The organism is Telluria sp. RB2R28 (assembly GCF_059685835.1).
In genome coordinates, this window is sequence record NZ_JCASIK010000001.1 from 568,354 (window position 1) to 584,008 (window position 15,655).

Sequence of the window (15,655 nt, forward strand, 5' to 3'; positions counted from 1 at the left end):
TGTACCCACGTTCAAGGAGAGATTGATGACAATAGTTGCGACCGCACATCCGTATTACGACCGCCTGATCGAGGCCGGCCGCGCCAATGGCCCGGTGACGGTGGCGGTGGCGCACCCGTGCGACCGCTACGCACTCGAAGCGGCGCTCGACGCAGCCAGCATCGGCCTGATCACGCCGCTTTTGGTCGGCCCGGCGGCGCGCATCCACGCTGCGGCTGATTCCGCCGGCCTGGACATCGGCGCGCTGCGCCTGGTCGACACGGCCCACAGCCACGCCTCGGCCGCGCGCGCCGTCGAACTGGTGCGCGAAGGGAAGGCCGCCGCGCTGATGAAAGGCAGCCTGCACACCGATGAACTGATGGGCGCCGTGGTCGCCGCCACGACCGGCCTGCGCACGGCGCGGCGCCTGAGCCACTGCTTCGTGATGGACGTGCCGGGGCGCAGCGAACCGCTCATCATCACCGACGCCGCCATCAACATCATCCCGACGCTGGCCGAGAAGCGCGACATCGTGCAGAACGCGATCGACCTGGCGCATGTGCTGCGCTTCGAGGGTGTGCGCGTGGCGATCCTGGCGGCGGTGGAAACGGTCAGCGACAAGATGCCATCGACGATCGATGCGGCGGCGCTGTGCAAGATGGCCGATCGCGGGCAGATCACCGGCGCGATCCTCGATGGCCCGCTGGCGATGGACAATGCGATCGATCCGCAGGCCGCCGCCGTCAAGGGGCTCGATTCGTCCGTGGCCGGGCGCGCCAACGTGCTCGTCGCGCCGGATCTGGAAGCCGGCAACATGCTGGCCAAAAGCCTGACCTTCATGGCCGGCGCGGCAGCGGCTGGCATCGTCCTCGGCGCGCGCGTGCCGCTGATCCTGACCAGCCGCGCCGATTCGGTCGCCGCGCGCCTGGCCTCGTGCGCCGTGGCCGTGCTGCTGGCGCGACATCAGCTGGCCAGCGCCAGCGTTGCGGGGCGCTGAGATGGCGACGCAGGACTGCATCGCGGTCATCAATGCCGGCTCGTCGAGCATCAAGTTTTCGCTGCATGCGCTGCCTGATCTGGCGCCGCTCTTCACGGGCAAGATCGACGGGCTGTATCGGGGCGCCGCGCGCTTCATCGCCCGCGACGCCGCTGGCCACACGGCCGGTGAACATGCCTGGACGACGCCGCTCGACCACCAGGCCGGGATGGCGTACCTGATCGATTTCGCCGAGAGCCACCTGGATGGCTACCGCGTGTGCGCGGTCGGTCACCGCATCGTGCACGGCGGCGTCGACTTCAGCGGACCCGTCCAGCTGGACGAGGTCGTACTCGCCCGGCTGGCCGGCCTGATTCCGCTGGCACCACTGCATCTGCCGCACAATCTCGCGCCGGTGCGCGCCCTGATGGCGCTGCGGCCCGGGCTGCTGCAGGTTGGCTGCTTCGACACCGCGTTCCATACGGCGCAGCCGGCGCTGGCGCAGGCGTTCGCGCTGCCAGCGGCAATTACCGACCTGGGCATCCGCCGCTATGGCTTTCACGGGCTTTCTTACGAATACATCGCGGCCACGCTGCCGCTGTGCGATCCGGCGCTGGCCGGCGCGCGCGTGGTCGCCGCACATTTGGGCAACGGCGCCAGCATGTGCGCGATGCAGGGCGGGCGCAGCATGGCCAGCACGATGGGTTTCACGGCGGTCGATGGCCTGCCGATGGGCACGCGCTGCGGCGCGCTCGATCCGGGCGTGGTCATTTACCTGATCGAGGAACTGGGCATGACCGTGGAAAGCGTGCAGCGCATGATGTACAACGAGTCGGGCTTGCTGGGCGTGTCCGGCGTGTCGTCCGACATGCGCGTGCTGGAAGCGAGCAGCGAGCCGCGCGCGCAACTGGCGATCGTCCTGCTGGTGTACCGGATCGGTCGCGAACTGGGTTCGCTGGCGGCGAGCCTGAGCGGGCTGGATGCGCTGGTGTTCTCGGGCGGGATCGGCGAGAACAGCGCGCGGCTGCGCGCTGCGGTATGCCGTGATGCGGCCTGGCTCGGGGTCGAGCTCGACCCGGGCGCGAACACCGCGCCGCCGGCCGGGCCGGCCCGCATCAGCCTCGCATCGAGCCGGGTCGCCGTCTGGCTGGTGCCGGCCAATGAAGAACTGATGATCGCGCGCCATGCGCATGACCTGCGCGAACTGCTCGATCCGCCACTGCCTGAACCTGGAGAACACCCATGAAAGTCATCCTGTCGGGCCTGCACGCCGATGCCTGTGAAAGCGCCATCATCGACAGCTTCACGCCGTACTTTCACATCACGCAGGTGTACATGATCCGCGAAGGCTCGCCTGACAGTCCCTGGGCCGTGCTGCACATCGCCGACTCGTACGAGCACGCGTGGGCGGCCTGCAACAGCCTGCGCGGCGTCTTCCATCGCGGCAAGCGCCTGAGCGTGTACATCCCGACGCACCAGCCCGACATCTATCACGAGTTCGCGCCGCACGAGCGCCTCGATATCGCTTAAGCGTGGCGCCGTGGTGCGGCGTGCCACTGGCAGCCGGGCAGGCGTTGCAACAGCTGCGCCTGCAGTGCCGGGGCGGCGTCGCGCTCGACACACAGCAATGCACGTACGCTGCACCCGCTCGGGCAGGCGTCGATGCGCAGAAATCGCACTGCATCCAGACCCGCGCGGATCACTGCCTGGCGCAAGCTCGTTGCCGATGCCGTGTCGACCTGCAGCCAGACGAGCATCGTGTGATCGGCCGGCAGCTGGCGTCGCAGGGCGGGGCTGTCAAGCGTAACGTGTTTCACCGTGATTTCTCCTTCGGTTACCGTGACATCCGGCGTGTCAACGATTCCTGGCGACTGATCTGCGCCTGCACGACGCATGCCATCGGCACTGCCGCCGGATAGACCTCGTCGTACAGCGCGCGCAGTTCGGCGGCCGCATCGGGATCGCAGGTTGTAGCGTCCGAGACGCAGCGGCCAGGCCCGTAGTCGCGTGCGGCCGGCGCATGCAGGACCGTCTCGGCCAGCGTGGCATCGTCGACCCGCGCCACGTGTGCGAGCACGGCGGCGCGCTCGCTGACGCCCGGGCCGGCGGCGCCACTGACGGCGACGAACAGCACCCGCATGGCGGGGTTGAACGTGCGCGCGCCATTCAGGCGCGCCAGCAGGCGGTATTGCAAGTCGAGTTCGAGCGCGCCGCCGCGCACCGGCACCACCACCAGCCGGCTCTCGGCCAGCACGCAGCGGCAGCCGTCGGTGTCGCGCGTGCCGGCGTCGATCAGGATGTCGTCGAACAGCGGGCGCAGTGCGGCCAGGCGCGTCTTGACCGCGCGGCTACCCACCTGGTGCGTCTCGATCCACGGCTGGACGCCGGCATGGCTGCGTTCTTCGGCCCAGCCGCTGTCGCCATTCCCGGCGGTGGTCATCAGGCACACGCGACGCCCTGCACGCGCACGCAGCACGGCCAGGTTGCGCGCGACGATCGTGCGCTCCGGGCTGCTGTGTTGATTGACGATGGCGATGATCATGCAGGCCTCCAAGCCGGATTCGATGTATCCAGCGTAGCGACGCGACCGTAAAAACGGGGCAAAAGAGGCGGGTGCATCCGTCAATGCCATGTATACGCGGCCTGGATGCGCAGCGCGCGATCAGGCGGCGGCGTCGCGCAGCGCGGTGGCCATGTCGATGAAGGCGCGCAACTTGGGCTGGCCTTGCGCTTTCGCGCCGAAGTACAGGTAGAGGCCTGACGTGTTTGGCACGAACGGTGCAAGGACCCGTTCGAGCTGGCCGTTGGCGAGGTCGTGTGCGATCTCGATGTCGGGCAAATAGGCCAGGCCCAGGCCCGAGCGGGCAAAGTCGGCAATCAGGCCCGTGTCGTTGACGACGAGCGCATGCCCGGTCTCGACGTGGAATGCGCCGCCATCGCGCGTGAACTGCCAGCGCGCGAGCAGCTTTGATGTATGGAAGCGGTAGCGGATCGTCGCGTGGCGCACGAGGTCTTCGGGTATGCGCGGCCGGCCGGCATCGGCGAAGTAGGCGGGGGCGCCGACGACCGACCAGCGCAGTTCGGGCGTCAGCCGCACCGCCACCATGCCTTGCGCGACCGACTGGCCAAGGCGGATGCCTGCGTCGTACCCCCGTTCCAGCAAATCGACCTCGCCATCGTCGAGCGAGATATCGAGCGCCACGTCGGGATGCGCGCGCCGGAACTGCGGCGCCAGCCTCTTGAGCACCAGCGCGCCCAGTGCGCGCGGGACGGTCAGCCGCAAGGTGCCGGCCGGGCGGTCGCGAAAGCGCGCCAGGCTCGAAAAGGCGTCGTCGATCTGGCACGTCGCCGCCAGCAGGTCGGCGTACAGCGCGCTGCCCGTCTCGGTCAGCATGACCCGGCGCGTGTTGCGCGTCAGGAGAATGACGCCGTGCTGCGCTTCGAGCAGTTTTACGGCCTTGCTGGCGGCGGCAGGGGTCACGCCGATGCGGATGGCGGCGGCGGTAAAACTCTTCATTTCGGCAACGGCGAGAAAGATGCGGATGGCGTCCAGGGAAGTATTTTTCATCGCCGCGATCATGAACTTGGAGTTGATAGTCTATCGGCTAACTGTGTGTATCGCCAGGTAATCAAGGCTGGCAGGATGTGGACTTCCATTGACCTTCAGGAGACACCATGACAATCCCAATGCCCACCCCGGTCGCAGAATACTTCCTGCAGGCGAACGCTCACGATGCCGATGCGGTGGCAGGCTGCTTCAGCCAGGATGCCGAGGTACGCGACGAGGGGCACGCGTATCGCGGGCGCGACGCGATCCGCGCCTGGAAGCGCGCGACCAGCGCCCGCTATGGCGCGACAGCGCATCCGGTATCGTGCAAAACCACGCCGCCCGGTTGTATCGTCCAGGCCGAGGTCACGGGAAACTTCCCCGGCAGCCCCGCGCGCATCGTCTTCGATTTCAGTCTCGACGGCCCGGCGATCACCGCCCTGGCGATCCGTGCGTGAGCTACCCTGGACAGCAAGTCGCCATCATGAAAATAAGTTGCACGGCATTACTTGCAAGATTCGCCAAGCTGTCGGTATAATGCGGCCTCTCGCAGCGATGCGAGACGACCGAATCTGGAGAGGTGGCAGAGTGGTCGAATGTACCTGACTCGAAATCAGGCGTACGCGCGAGCGTACCGTGGGTTCGAATCCCACCCTCTCCGCCAAGTAGCAAAAAAAAAGCCACCGAAAGGTGGCTTTTTTCATTCCGCGGCGTATCAGAGGAGCAGGGCGCCTGCGCGCCCTGCGTGTGGGATGAGAAGGCCAGCGCGTATTCGCGATGGCGCGGCCTGCAGCATGTAGGCGAATCCCACCCTCTCCGCCAAGTAGCAAAAAAAAGCCACCGAAAGGTGGCTTTTTTCATTCCGCGGTGTATCAGGGAGCAGCCGGGGTCAGGTCTGACATTCGGACACGACCTCAGCCTTATCCACTTCCGATCGTGTGTTGACCAGTATTGGCATGGCCCGGTGCCAGCTGGTTCCGACTACCCGATCGTCGAGGTCGTGTCCGAATGTCAGACCTGACCCCCCGCTTTTCCGACCTCAGCCTTATCCACTTCCAATCGTGTGTTGACCAGTATTGGCATGGCCCGGTGCCAGCTGGTTCCGACTACCCGATCGTCGAGGTCGTGTCCGAATGTCAGACCTGACCCCCCGCTTTTCGCTCCGCGGTGCGACGGTGCAACGGTGCGTTGAACGCGTGGGCGGAAAACCCCGCCCACCCTACGGTCCATTGACTGCAAATCGGCTTTTTTGGCGGCGGCGCAGGAACAATCCGGGCTGACCGGGCCTCAGCGCTTGCGCGCCTGCAACCATACCGCGGCAATCCGCTCGACTTCTTCGTACCCGGGCTCGCCGAGCTGCCCGCCGAAGATGTCGGGATCGAGTTCTTCGTACGACCACGATGCGCATTCTGCATCGAGGCGCGCGCGCAGGCTTTCAAGGAAATGGTCATTGGCTCCCGTGATCGCCACCCCCGTGTACAGCAGCAGCCGCCCGCCGGGGCGCAGGCGCGCCAGGCCTTCTTCGACGATGCGGCGCGACAGCTCGGCGCCACGTTCGCCGCCGCCGTGGCGGTAGCGGCGAGCGTCCGGATCGACGACGAATGGCGGATTCGACACAATCAGGTCGACCTCGCCCGCCACACCATTGAACAGATCGCTCTCGCAGGCCGTGAACCCCGTCACGTCGTTCAGTTGTGCGTTCACCCGGGACAGGGCCAGCGCGGCCAGGTTGACATCGGCGCCGATCGCGTCGGCAGCCGGGAAGGCACGCGCGATCGTCAGCGCGCCGGCACCGCTGCCGCAGCCGACATCGATTGCGCGCATGGGTGCGGGGTCGGCTGACGCGAATGCGCGCCGCATGGCGCCGATGAAGCGGTAGGTGTCCGGCCCGAAGAACACCGCATCGTCGTCGTGCGTTGGAAAGGCCGAGTGAAACAGCAGAAGGTCGTCCAGCGTCGAGGCGCGCACGGTCGAGCGCAGCGCGTCGCCTTCGCCGGCCAGCACCCCGGCATTCGCCATCAATTCGAGCATGCCAGGTGGCAGCACGGCGGGGGCAAACGGCCGGCTCCAGCCGAACACGTCGCGCAGGTCGCGCGCCTGTTCGTTGCCGGCCCGGCCGTTGATGCGCCGGTGTGTCGACGGCGTGACCGTCATGAAGCGGTAATTGGCCTGGCGCAGGGTCGTGCCAAGGGCGATCAGGGCAGTGGCTTGGATAGATGTCATGGCGCAAGCATCGCATGAATCGCGCAGAGCGGCGCGCACGAATCGGGTCATATGCCGATGGAATTTGATGCATTATGTGATCACTCGAACATACGGGATGACGGCGACGAACCATACTCATCAGCATAGTCAAATGACAACGACAACGAGAGAGAACACGCACAATGAAAAGCTTTGACATGGACGACGTTCCGCGCGGCCGCATGGACCGCGAAATCGCCCGCGAACGCCGCGAGCGCGCGCTGAACGACGAGCAGCGTGCTGGCCTGGCGCCTGCCGACGACCTGCGCGGCAAGGATGCGCGTGAGCGCGCCGATACCTCCAGCATCAAGCGCAATACCCGCTGAATCAACAACTGGACGACTAGGAGAACGTATGCGTTGGGATGGTGACCGTGAAAGCAGCAATGTCGAAGACCGTCGGGGCGACAGTGGCGGGGGAGGTGGTGGCTTCGGGATTGGCGGGCGCTCGATCGGTATCGGCACCATCGTCATCGCACTGGTGGGTTCCTACTTTTTGGGCGTCTCGCCGGCCACGATCCTGAGCCTGCTGTCGGGTGGCGGCGCGCCGCAGGTCCAGCAATCGTCGCAGCCGCGCGCGGCGCCGGCCGACGACCGCGAGAGCAAGTTCGTGCGCACCACGCTGGCCTACACCGAAGATGCCTGGACCCAGATCTTCACTGAACAGAATGCGCAATACCAGCCAGCGAAACTCGTGCTGTTCGACGGCCGCACGAATACCTCGTGCGGTGTCGGCCAGAGCGCGACCGGGCCGTTCTATTGCCCGGCCGATGCATCGGTGTACATCGATCTCGATTTCTTCCGCACGATGCAGCAGCGGTTCAATGCCGGCGGTGAATTCGCCCAGGCGTACGTGATTGCCCATGAGGTCGGCCACCACGTCCAGAACCTGCTCGGCATCTCCGACAAGGTGCATGCGGCCCAGCAGAACGCGTCGGAAAAACAGGGCAATATCCTGTCGGTCAAGCTCGAACTGCAAGCCGACTGCTTCGCCGGTGTCTGGGCCAAGCGCACCGATCAGCGTGCGAAGATCCTGGAGCAGGGCGATGTCGAAGCCGCCCTGAACGCGGCGAGCGCCATCGGCGACGATGCGCTGCAAAAGCAGTCGCGCGGCGTGGTGGTGCCAGACTCATTCACGCACGGCACATCGGCGCAGCGCGTCCGCTGGTTCGAGCGTGGCCTGGAGAGTGGTGAAGTGGCCTCGTGCAATACTTTTGATGCCAAAAATCTATAAAAGGCACTAAAAAGTTTCCTGATGGGTATAAAGGCGGACATTAATTCGGGGTAGTTGCGTAAAAATGCGTGTCCGTTACCGTGCGCGTATGGCAATCCTTGGTAACTTGACATAAGTTAGTGTTAGATCAGCACGCTATTCAGAGCGCGCCGACATAACCTCACTGAATTTGCCAAGGAGTGCTTATGCTTGCCATGAACTACCGCGGGCCATACCGTGTCCGCGCCGACCAGAAGCCTGAACCCGTCATCGAACACCCGGGCGACGCCATCGTGCGCGTCACCCGCGCCTGCATCTGCGGCTCCGACCTGCACCTGTATCACGGTCTGGTGCCCGATACGCGGGTCGGTCACACCTTCGGCCACGAATTCATCGGCATCGTCGAAGAAGTCGGGTCGGATGTCCACAAGCTGAAGGTAGGCGACAAGGTCCTGGTGCCGTTCAACGTCTTTTGCGGCTCCTGCTTCTTTTGCCAGCACGAGTTGTATGGCAATTGCCACAACACGAATGCGCAAGCAACCGCCGTTGGCGCGATCTATGGTTACTCGCACACCGCCGGTGGCTATGACGGCGGCCAGGCCGAGTACGTGCGTGTGCCGATGGCCGACGTCGGCCCGATGATCATCCCGGAAGACATCCACGACGATGACGCCGTGCTGCTCACGGACGCGCTGCCCACCGGCTACCAGGCTGCCGAAATGGGCGACATCAAGGAAGGCGACACGGTCGTCGTGTTCGGCGCGGGCCCGGTCGGCATCTTCGCCGCCAAGTCGGCCTGGCTGATGGGTGCGGGCCGCGTGATCGTCGTCGACGAGATCGAATACCGCCTCGAATTCGTCAAGAACTATGCGCAGTGCGAAGTCGTGAACTTCAAGGAAGTGAGCGACATGGCGCTGCACATCAAGAAGATGACCGACTGGATGGGCGCCGACGTCTGCATCGACGCAGTGGGCTGCGAAGCAGCGGGCAACACAATGCAGACCATCACAGGTGTCTACACGATGATGCAGGCCGGGGCTGCGACCGTGCTGCACTGGTGCATCAACTCGGTGCGCAAGGGCGGCAATGTGTCGATCGTCGGCGTGTATGGGCCGACCTTCAATGCGGTCCCGATCGGCAATGCGCTGAACAAGGGTTTAACGCTGCGCATGAATCAGGCCAGCGTGCGCCGCCATTTGCCACGCTTGATCGAGCACATCCGCGCCGGCCGCATCGATCCGAAAGCCATCATCACGCACCGCGTGCCGCTGGAAGAAGTGTCGGATGCGTATCACATCTTCTCGAGCAAGCTCGACAACTGCATCAAGACGATCCTGATTCCGCCGCGCGCGAACGAAGTACGCGCCGTCAAGGCCAGCATCGCAGCGTAACCGACATGCAGATCACTACGAGGACACATTATGCAGACACGTAACGACATCGTGAGCGCCAACGACCAGCACGACGGCGACCACGCGCCAGGCGAACACGACAACGATGGCCACGTCGGCCACGTCCACGGCGCAATTGCGCCACGCCGTCCCACCCGCGCGCAACTGGCGCACATCCAGGGCTGGGGCGCCGACCTCGACCGCAAGGACCGGCCCGGCGTGCCGATGGAACGCACGCCGCCGCGCTTCATCAACGTGCCGGACGGGGATCCCAAACCGCAGGAAGAACACGTCGAGGTGCTCGTCTCCACCGAGCGCCCGGGCCGCACGCCGCTGTTTGGCACGGTCCAGCCGCCATCCGGCCTCTCTGGCATGATCCGGCGCCAGGCCTTCAAGCTGACCGAGAACGACGTGCGCCACTGGCTGCTGTTGCTGGTGGCAGACCGCGTCAACATGGTCGAGGGCATCGGCGAGGATCTTGCCAGCGGCAAGATCCCGAACGTGCTGGCCGAGATGGGCATCAAGGCCGAGTTCCAGCACAACAAGGCGGGCCTGGCGAAAAAAGTTGCACTGGGCGTGGCCGTCGTTGGCACGGCGGTGTATCTGATGAAGCGCCGTAGGTAGGGGACATTGTTCTCAAGCAAATACTCGTTTATTTGCACGTCCATCATGGTCGATGACCGGCGCCACCTGGCCCGGCTTACCGGATGGAGCCGAGATGATTCCTCAACCGTTGTTCAGGGCAGTTCTGCTGGGTGCCGCCATCGTGCTGGCGCCCGGCGTCCACGGCGCGCCGATGATGAGCGCGCCACTGAAGTTGGACACGCAGGCGCAGGCGCAGGTCCTGGGCCAGCTCACTGCGCGCCGGCCGGCCATCGGCCTGGATGCCGATCACGGCTACCGCGTCGTCGCGCAGCACCCCGGCGTTCAGGGCACGCACGTGGTGCGCGCGGCGCACCTGTACAAGGGCGTGCGCATCTTTGGCTCCGAATCCGTGGTCGTGCTCGATGCACGCCAGCAGATCGTGTCCGAAAGCGCCTCGCCCCGCCGCCTGCAGCTGGGGCGCACCGCAGCCGGCGCGCTCAGTCCCGTCACCACCGGCTTCGACACCACGCCGGTCGTCAAGCGCAAGGCTGCCATCAGCGCCGCCGCCAAGGGCAGTCCGTCCGGCGCCGTCAACGTCAAGCTGCCCACCGCCGAACTGGTGATCTACCCCGTGATGCGCGACGAGCGTGCGCCGAGCGCCATTGCCAAGCCCGATAGCGACCTGAATGCACTGGATCTGGTCGAAACGGTCGACCACTACGCGCTGGCCTGGCATGTGCGCGTGCGCATGCGCAGCGGCGAGCAACCGATCTTCTATGACGTCATCGTCGATGCGCGCACGGGCGATACGATCGACCGCTGGAACGCGCTGCAAACGGTGGAGGGCATCGGCCGGAGCCAGTACAGCGGCAACGTGCCGCTCAGCACGACATTTTCGGGCAACGTGTACCAGCTGCTCGATCCGCAGCGCGGCAAGGGCGGCATGTTCGGTGCAATGGCAATCACCAACGCCAACCACGGCACCACCAGCGGGCGCGTCTACACCAATAGCAACAACACCTGGGGCGACGGCAAGCAGTTCGTCGAAGGCGCCAGCACGACGGGCGCGAACGGCCAGACCGCGGCCGTCAACGCCATGTGGGGCCTGATGAATACCTATGACCTGCACCTGAACGTGCTGGGCTGGCGCGCGCTCGACGGCCAGGATACGGCGTCGCACATCGCCGTGCATGTCAACCGCGGCTACGACAATGCCTACTACAGCGACACCTGCCGCTGCATGTTCATCGGCGACGGCACGTTCTTCACGAACCTCGCGGCGATCGACGTCGTCGGCCACGAAATGGGGCACGGCATCACGGCCGCTACATCGAACCTGGTCTACACGGGCGAGTCGGGCGGGCTGAACGAGTCGAGTTCGGACATCGCGGGCGAAGTCGTCGAGGCGTATGCGCGTGCCGGCGGCAAGGGAGAGGTCGTGCCCGCACTGGGCAACGACTGGATGCTCGGCAGCGAGATCGCCCGCGACGGCAAACCGCTGCGCTGGATGATCAAGCCCAGCAAGGATGGCAATAGCCGCGACGCGTGGAGCACGGGCCTCAAGCGCCTGGACGTGCATTACAGCAGCGGCCCGAACAACCGGATGTTCTATTTCCTGGCGCGGGGTTCAGTGGCCGACAAGACAAATGATGCGTGGAGCGGCTACCTGAAGCGGCGCCCGCTGGCGATGACGGGCATCGGCATCGACAAGGCGTTCCGGATCTGGTTCCGTGCGAACACGACCAAGTTCACGGCCAGCACCAATTACGCCGATGCGCGGGCGAAGATGATCGAGTCGGCGGGAGAGTTGTACGGGACGGGCAGCCGCGAAGTGGTGGCGGTCACGCGCGCCTATGCAGCGATCAATGTCGGGGCAGACATCGACGAGTTGGCGACCGCGTCCGTTACCGGGCCGGCCGCCGCAGCGATCACCGCAGTAGTTACTGATCGCTCATCAGTGGAAATGGATTGAGCGGCGTGCCTTTCCACCACTGCTTCTCCGGCGTCAGGGCGACGACGGCGAAGTGCAGGTGCGGTGCGTTCGGATCGGAATTGCCGGTCACGCCGACATAACCGATCAACGTGCCGCGCTTGACCTCCATGCCTTCGGCGATGCCGTCGGCGTAGCGGTCCAGGTGGGCGTAGTAGTACGCAAACTGCCCGGTCGGATCGAACTGGTAGACGGTCAGGCCGCCCGGCTTGCTGTGAAACAGCTTGGCAACCTTGCCGTCGGCCACCGCGACGACGGGCGTGCCGGTCGGGGCCATGATGTCGAGCGCCTCGTGCTGGCGTTGTTCACCGCGCGGCTGGTAGAAGGTATCGGTCAGCTGGGCCGACTTGATGCCTTGCACCGGCACCAGCAGCTTGCCCGGCATCGTCGTCGGAGCAGTGGAACCTGCTGCGGCAGTGGCGTCAGGCGTCGGGCGCAGTGGCAGGTCGGCATCTTCCAGATTCGGCACCACGATTGGCGCGGGCGGCAGCTGGCTCTCGATCTGCGATGCCGGAATGCCGGGGGCTGCCGGCGCTGCGGCGGCAACCTCGGTCGCCGGCTTGTCAGGCACGTCTTGCAGTGCCACGAACAGGATCGCGGCGCCGACCAGCACGCCAAGGACAAACGTGATCAACCATTTCATCTTGTTCTCCGTGCGGCGCCACGGGCGCCGCGTGTGTGCCTGGGGCGCTCGTTATTTTTGCAGGATCACTTCGGTGCCAGCCGAGACGGCGGCGCCCACTTCAGCGGCGCTCCAGTTGGTCAGGCGGATGCAGCCATGCGATTCGGTCTTGCCCACGTGGCCCGGCACTGGCGTGCCGTGGATACCGTAGTGCGGCTTGGACAGGTCGATCCACATCACGCCGACCGGGTTGTTCGGGCCTGGCTTGACAGGGGTTGCCTTGTCGCCCGGCTTGGCATCCCAGAACAGTTTCGGGTTGTAGTTGTAGACCGGATTGGCGTGCACGCCCTCGATCTTCCAGGTGCCGATCGGCAGCGGATCGCGGCTGCTGCCGGTCGAGGCCGGATACTGGGCCAGCAGGCGGCCCGCTGCGTCAAACAGTTGCAGCGTCTTGGTGCTATCGCGCACGACGACCTTGGTCGCCTGTGCCAGTGGTTCCTTGCCGCTCACGTTCGGCACCATGATGCGTTCACCCGCGCGGGCGAAGGTCTTGCCTGGATTGAGGCGCTGCAGCAGTTCCGGGCTGGCGTGGAATTTCTCGCCCAGGCCTTCGAGCACGTTGGCATAGCCCAGCTGCGCGAGCTTGGCCTTTTCCATCATCGTGTCGGGCACTGGCTGGAACGGGCCTTCGACGTCTTCGGCGATCAGCGCGTATTCGGCCAGCGTGGGCGTGGTGTCGGTGGCGAGGGCGTTCCAGGTTGCGTCATCGAGCTTGCCGGTGACCGGCAGCTTGCGCACGGTCTGGAACGTGTTCAGGGCCTGGCGCATGTTCGAGCCGTAGGCGCCGTCCAGTTCGCCTGGCGACAGGTAGGCGCGCTCGAGCAGCACCTGGGCGCGCAGCAGTTTTTCGAATTCTGCCTGCTCGGCAATGGCCGGATCCTGCACAGCGCCGGGCGCAGCGGTTACCGCCGTCGACATCGTCGTATTCTGGGCTGTCGTCGCCGGTTGGGCGGCTGGCGGCAGCGGGGCAGGCTGTTGCGCGATGGCGTGGGTCAGCGTGCCTCCAAGGGCGGCGATCAGGGTCAGGGCGGTCATCTTGTTCATGCGGTCTCCGGGTTTGCTTCTGGAAAACTGTAGAGTAGTGAAATGCATCGTCCGGGTCTGTGCGTCAGCGTACTCACAGCCGGTCAACTGTTTCATTGAGGCTACAATTGCACTATGGATCAGCCTGTCTACACCGTTACCGTCATGCCGCTCGGCGCCAATGTCGCCGTCGGCGTGGCCACGACCTTGCTGCACGCGCTCGAGGCTGCCGGCATCGAGTTGCCCAGCTCATGTCGCAACGGAACCTGCCGTACCTGCCTGTGCCGCCTGCGCGCCGGCAAGGTGGCGTACACGGTCGAGTGGCCGGGCCTGTCGGTCGATGAGCGGCGGGACGGCGATATATTGCCCTGCGTGGCGCTGGCGCGCGACGATCTGGTGCTGGACGTCCCACTGGCGCGGCGCATCGCTACCGGGCGCGATTAGCATGGTGGTACTATCCGCTTGATGCCCGACGCGCTGTCCGGCACGTTCTGATGACATCCGCAGCAACCACCATGAATGGAGCACGACCATGAGCAAAAGTCAGGATGCAAAGAAGACGACCAAGAAGGAACCGGCCAAGACCATGAAGGAAAAGAAGGAAGCCAAGAAGGTCAAGAAAGAAGAAAAGTCGCGCCAGCAGTAAGCCAGCAGTAAGCCAGCAGTAAGCCAGCAGTAAACCAGCAGTTAAGCACACGCAATAACCTCAGCTTGACCCTGCATCACCGCGTCGCCTGCCGGCGACGCGCACCGCCTGTCCTACGGCGTTTCTGTAGAGAGGCCCAGCGCTCCCTCGATCACGTTCAGCACCGTCGGCCACGCCGGCGAACTCGTTGCCACCTCATCGTAATGGCTGGCCTCCGGCAGGATCACGACGTCCGCCACATCCCCCAGCTTGTTTGCCCGCGCCGCGTAGTCGTGCGCCACGCGCGGCGGCGAAATCGTATCGAGCGCCCCTGTCACGAGCCAGGTGCGGCTGCCATTGGGCATCAGGTCGGCGGCATTGGTATCGACCAATACATCCGGCCGCGCGGCGCTCGGGGTGCCGGCCAGCTGCGCCAGATCGCGGTCGCAGCTCGACTTGATCAGCGCCGCTTCGTGGCGCAGGTCGGCCAGACCGCCCAGGCTCACGATACGATCGACTTTGAGTGGGTTGGCATGGTGTAGCAGGCTGTCCGCCGGGATCCGCGCGCGGCCCGCGATCCATTGCACCAGTTGCCCCCCGGCCGAGTGGCCGACGGCGACGATGCGGGCCAAGTCGAGCTTGTGCGCAGGCGCATGCTTTGCCAGCAGGTCGAGCGCGGCGTGCATGTCGAGGTACATGCCGGGATAGCCGCCGCCCGGTTCATCGATGCGCCGGTATTCGACGTTCCAGACCGCGATGCCGCGCGCGGCCAGGGCACCGGCCATATTGCGAAACTGGGTGATGCCGCCAAACTTGCTGTTCCAGCAGCCGCCGTGCACGAGTACTGCCACGGGGAACGGGCCAGCGCCGGACGGCACGAACAGTTCCGCGTATTGCGAAGGCGCGGGGCCATAGGCAAGTTTGGTGGTCGGGGCAGGGCCGCGCAGGGCCAGGTAGTCGTCGAGTTTCATCGGGGCGGCGTGGGCGCTCGAGGCGGCGCCAAGCGCGAGGGCAAACAGCAGGCTGGAAAAGCGCATGGCGGGGCGGTGAGAGTGGTGAAAACATCACTATAGCCGAGTCGCCACGCCGCAGCAGCATGCGGCAATGGCGGCCGGCGGTTGCGGGGCAATCGTACGGCCCCGGGGTGACAGCCATGCTAGTCTGCCCATGACTCCATCACCTACCGAAAGGCGACCATGATTCAATTCCATGCCAACGACGCCTCGCGCGAACCGACCATTCTGCATGCGCACACGACACCCGATCCGGATGCGCCGAACGACCCGCTGGCGCCGCCGCCGCAGCCACCGGTGCCGGACGACGTGCCCGATCCCGTCAATGCTCCGGTCGAAGAGCCGAGCATGCCCGAACCACCGATCCGGGCCCACTAAACCAGCATTA

The 15,655-nt window shown here is 65.3% G+C and carries 18 protein-coding genes and 1 tRNA gene; 12 read left to right on the forward strand and 7 right to left on the reverse strand.

Features of this window, described 5'->3' with window-relative positions:
* The first annotated feature begins 25 nt into the window (after nt 1–25).
* The 3 genes from AC56LV_RS02500 to AC56LV_RS02510 are packed head-to-tail and all read left to right on the forward strand — an operon-like array spanning nt 26 to nt 2,485.
* On the forward strand, nt 26–976 hold the full coding sequence (locus tag AC56LV_RS02500) for a phosphate acetyltransferase (protein ID WP_499555771.1): 951 nt from the start codon (nt 26–28) through the stop codon (nt 974–976).
* A gap of 1 nt (nt 977) precedes the next feature.
* On the forward strand, nt 978–2,201 hold the full coding sequence (locus tag AC56LV_RS02505) for an acetate/propionate family kinase (RefSeq protein WP_499555773.1): 1,224 nt from the start codon (nt 978–980) through the stop codon (nt 2,199–2,201).
* On the forward strand, nt 2,198–2,485 hold the full coding sequence (locus AC56LV_RS02510) for an RNA recognition motif domain-containing protein (RefSeq protein WP_499555775.1): 288 nt from the start codon (nt 2,198–2,200) through the stop codon (nt 2,483–2,485). The genes AC56LV_RS02505 and AC56LV_RS02510 overlap by 4 nt, the downstream gene beginning before the upstream one ends.
* Here AC56LV_RS02510 and AC56LV_RS02515 read toward each other — a convergent pair.
* From AC56LV_RS02515 to AC56LV_RS02525, 3 genes are all read right to left on the reverse strand, one after another.
* On the reverse strand, nt 2,482–2,772 hold the full coding sequence (locus tag AC56LV_RS02515; RefSeq protein WP_499555777.1) for a hypothetical protein: 291 nt from the start codon (nt 2,770–2,772) through the stop codon (nt 2,482–2,484). The genes AC56LV_RS02510 and AC56LV_RS02515 overlap by 4 nt on opposite strands.
* 17 nt (nt 2,773–2,789) lie before the next feature.
* Complete coding sequence (locus AC56LV_RS02520; RefSeq protein WP_499555779.1) at nt 2,790–3,497, reverse strand: hypothetical protein; 708 nt, start codon at nt 3,495–3,497, stop codon at nt 2,790–2,792.
* 120 nt (nt 3,498–3,617) lie between these two features.
* Entirely contained in the window at nt 3,618–4,523 is a 906-nt protein-coding gene (locus AC56LV_RS02525) for a LysR family transcriptional regulator (protein ID WP_499555781.1), read from the reverse strand.
* A 107-nt stretch (nt 4,524–4,630) separates the two neighbouring features.
* On the opposite strand from AC56LV_RS02525, the gene AC56LV_RS02530 reads away from it, so the two are divergent.
* Nucleotides 4,631–4,960: a nuclear transport factor 2 family protein gene (locus AC56LV_RS02530; RefSeq protein WP_499555783.1), complete on the forward strand. Its 330-nt coding sequence runs from the start codon at nt 4,631–4,633 to the stop codon at nt 4,958–4,960.
* A 116-nt stretch (nt 4,961–5,076) separates the two neighbouring features.
* Nucleotides 5,077–5,166: transfer RNA gene (locus AC56LV_RS02535), tRNA-Ser, on the forward strand.
* 623 nt (nt 5,167–5,789) lie between these two features.
* On the opposite strand, the gene AC56LV_RS02540 is transcribed toward AC56LV_RS02535, so the two are convergent.
* A complete protein-coding gene (locus AC56LV_RS02540) occupies nt 5,790–6,725 on the reverse strand; it encodes a methyltransferase (RefSeq protein ID WP_499555785.1) in 936 nt (311 codons plus the stop codon).
* A 164-nt stretch (nt 6,726–6,889) separates the two neighbouring features.
* Between AC56LV_RS02540 and AC56LV_RS02545 the strand changes: the two genes are divergently transcribed.
* The 5 genes from AC56LV_RS02545 (at nt 6,890) to AC56LV_RS02565 (ending at nt 11,906) form a co-directional block, all read left to right on the forward strand.
* Nucleotides 6,890–7,072 carry a hypothetical protein gene (locus AC56LV_RS02545; RefSeq protein ID WP_499555787.1) on the forward strand — a complete coding sequence of 61 codons (183 nt, stop codon included), beginning with the start codon at nt 6,890–6,892 and terminating at the stop codon, nt 7,070–7,072.
* Nucleotides 7,073–7,100: 28 nt separating this feature from the next.
* Nucleotides 7,101–7,979, forward strand: a complete 879-nt coding sequence (gene ypfJ, locus AC56LV_RS02550; protein WP_499555789.1) for a KPN_02809 family neutral zinc metallopeptidase — start codon at nt 7,101–7,103, stop codon at nt 7,977–7,979.
* A 185-nt stretch (nt 7,980–8,164) separates the two neighbouring features.
* A complete protein-coding gene (locus AC56LV_RS02555) occupies nt 8,165–9,349 on the forward strand; it encodes a zinc-dependent alcohol dehydrogenase (protein ID WP_499555791.1) in 1,185 nt (394 codons plus the stop codon).
* A 30-nt stretch (nt 9,350–9,379) separates the two neighbouring features.
* A complete protein-coding gene (locus AC56LV_RS02560) occupies nt 9,380–9,973 on the forward strand; it encodes a hypothetical protein (RefSeq protein WP_258837530.1) in 594 nt (197 codons plus the stop codon).
* A 94-nt stretch (nt 9,974–10,067) separates the two neighbouring features.
* Nucleotides 10,068–11,906: a M4 family metallopeptidase gene (locus AC56LV_RS02565; RefSeq protein WP_499555792.1), complete on the forward strand. Its 1,839-nt coding sequence runs from the start codon at nt 10,068–10,070 to the stop codon at nt 11,904–11,906.
* Here the strand turns inward: AC56LV_RS02565 and AC56LV_RS02570 are convergent.
* Nucleotides 11,875–12,567: a M23 family metallopeptidase gene (locus tag AC56LV_RS02570; protein WP_499555794.1), complete on the reverse strand. Its 693-nt coding sequence runs from the start codon at nt 12,565–12,567 to the stop codon at nt 11,875–11,877. The genes AC56LV_RS02565 and AC56LV_RS02570 overlap by 32 nt on opposite strands.
* 51 nt (nt 12,568–12,618) lie before the next feature.
* Nucleotides 12,619–13,650, reverse strand: a complete 1,032-nt coding sequence (locus AC56LV_RS02575) for a L,D-transpeptidase family protein (RefSeq protein ID WP_499555796.1) — start codon at nt 13,648–13,650, stop codon at nt 12,619–12,621.
* Between the two features lie 114 nt (nt 13,651–13,764).
* Between AC56LV_RS02575 and AC56LV_RS02580 the strand changes: the two genes are divergently transcribed.
* On the forward strand, nt 13,765–14,073 hold the full coding sequence (locus AC56LV_RS02580) for a 2Fe-2S iron-sulfur cluster-binding protein (RefSeq protein WP_499555798.1): 309 nt from the start codon (nt 13,765–13,767) through the stop codon (nt 14,071–14,073).
* Nucleotides 14,074–14,388: 315 nt separating this feature from the next.
* On the opposite strand, the gene AC56LV_RS02585 is transcribed toward AC56LV_RS02580, so the two are convergent.
* Nucleotides 14,389–15,291: an alpha/beta hydrolase gene (locus AC56LV_RS02585; protein ID WP_499555800.1), complete on the reverse strand. Its 903-nt coding sequence runs from the start codon at nt 15,289–15,291 to the stop codon at nt 14,389–14,391.
* 159 nt (nt 15,292–15,450) lie between these two features.
* Between AC56LV_RS02585 and AC56LV_RS02590 the strand changes: the two genes are divergently transcribed.
* On the forward strand, nt 15,451–15,645 hold the full coding sequence (locus AC56LV_RS02590; protein ID WP_499555802.1) for a hypothetical protein: 195 nt from the start codon (nt 15,451–15,453) through the stop codon (nt 15,643–15,645).
* Nucleotides 15,646–15,655: the final 10 nt, after the last annotated feature.

What these genes read in the sequence shown, in the direction of transcription:
- AC56LV_RS02585 (WP_499555800.1), bottom strand. Translation starts at nt 15,291, where the DNA reads ATGCGCTTTTCCAGCCTGCTGTTTGCCCTCGCGCTTGGCGCCGCCTCG.
- AC56LV_RS02555 (WP_499555791.1), top strand. Translation starts at nt 8,165, where the DNA reads ATGCTTGCCATGAACTACCGCGGGCCATACCGTGTCCGCGCCGACCAG.
- AC56LV_RS02510 (WP_499555775.1), top strand. Translation starts at nt 2,198, where the DNA reads ATGAAAGTCATCCTGTCGGGCCTGCACGCCGATGCCTGTGAAAGCGCC.
- AC56LV_RS02545 (WP_499555787.1), top strand. Translation starts at nt 6,890, where the DNA reads ATGAAAAGCTTTGACATGGACGACGTTCCGCGCGGCCGCATGGACCGC.
- AC56LV_RS02540 (WP_499555785.1), bottom strand. Translation starts at nt 6,725, where the DNA reads ATGACATCTATCCAAGCCACTGCCCTGATCGCCCTTGGCACGACCCTG.
- AC56LV_RS02590 (WP_499555802.1), top strand. Translation starts at nt 15,451, where the DNA reads ATGATTCAATTCCATGCCAACGACGCCTCGCGCGAACCGACCATTCTG.
- ypfJ (WP_499555789.1), top strand. Translation starts at nt 7,101, where the DNA reads ATGCGTTGGGATGGTGACCGTGAAAGCAGCAATGTCGAAGACCGTCGG.
- AC56LV_RS02565 (WP_499555792.1), top strand. Translation starts at nt 10,068, where the DNA reads ATGATTCCTCAACCGTTGTTCAGGGCAGTTCTGCTGGGTGCCGCCATC.
- AC56LV_RS02580 (WP_499555798.1), top strand. Translation starts at nt 13,765, where the DNA reads ATGGATCAGCCTGTCTACACCGTTACCGTCATGCCGCTCGGCGCCAAT.
- AC56LV_RS02560 (WP_258837530.1), top strand. Translation starts at nt 9,380, where the DNA reads ATGCAGACACGTAACGACATCGTGAGCGCCAACGACCAGCACGACGGC.
- AC56LV_RS02500 (WP_499555771.1), top strand. Translation starts at nt 26, where the DNA reads ATGACAATAGTTGCGACCGCACATCCGTATTACGACCGCCTGATCGAG.
- AC56LV_RS02575 (WP_499555796.1), bottom strand. Translation starts at nt 13,650, where the DNA reads ATGAACAAGATGACCGCCCTGACCCTGATCGCCGCCCTTGGAGGCACG.
- AC56LV_RS02525 (WP_499555781.1), bottom strand. Translation starts at nt 4,523, where the DNA reads ATGAAAAATACTTCCCTGGACGCCATCCGCATCTTTCTCGCCGTTGCC.
- AC56LV_RS02505 (WP_499555773.1), top strand. Translation starts at nt 978, where the DNA reads ATGGCGACGCAGGACTGCATCGCGGTCATCAATGCCGGCTCGTCGAGC.
- AC56LV_RS02530 (WP_499555783.1), top strand. Translation starts at nt 4,631, where the DNA reads ATGACAATCCCAATGCCCACCCCGGTCGCAGAATACTTCCTGCAGGCG.
- AC56LV_RS02570 (WP_499555794.1), bottom strand. Translation starts at nt 12,567, where the DNA reads ATGAAATGGTTGATCACGTTTGTCCTTGGCGTGCTGGTCGGCGCCGCG.
- AC56LV_RS02520 (WP_499555779.1), bottom strand. Translation starts at nt 3,497, where the DNA reads ATGATCATCGCCATCGTCAATCAACACAGCAGCCCGGAGCGCACGATC.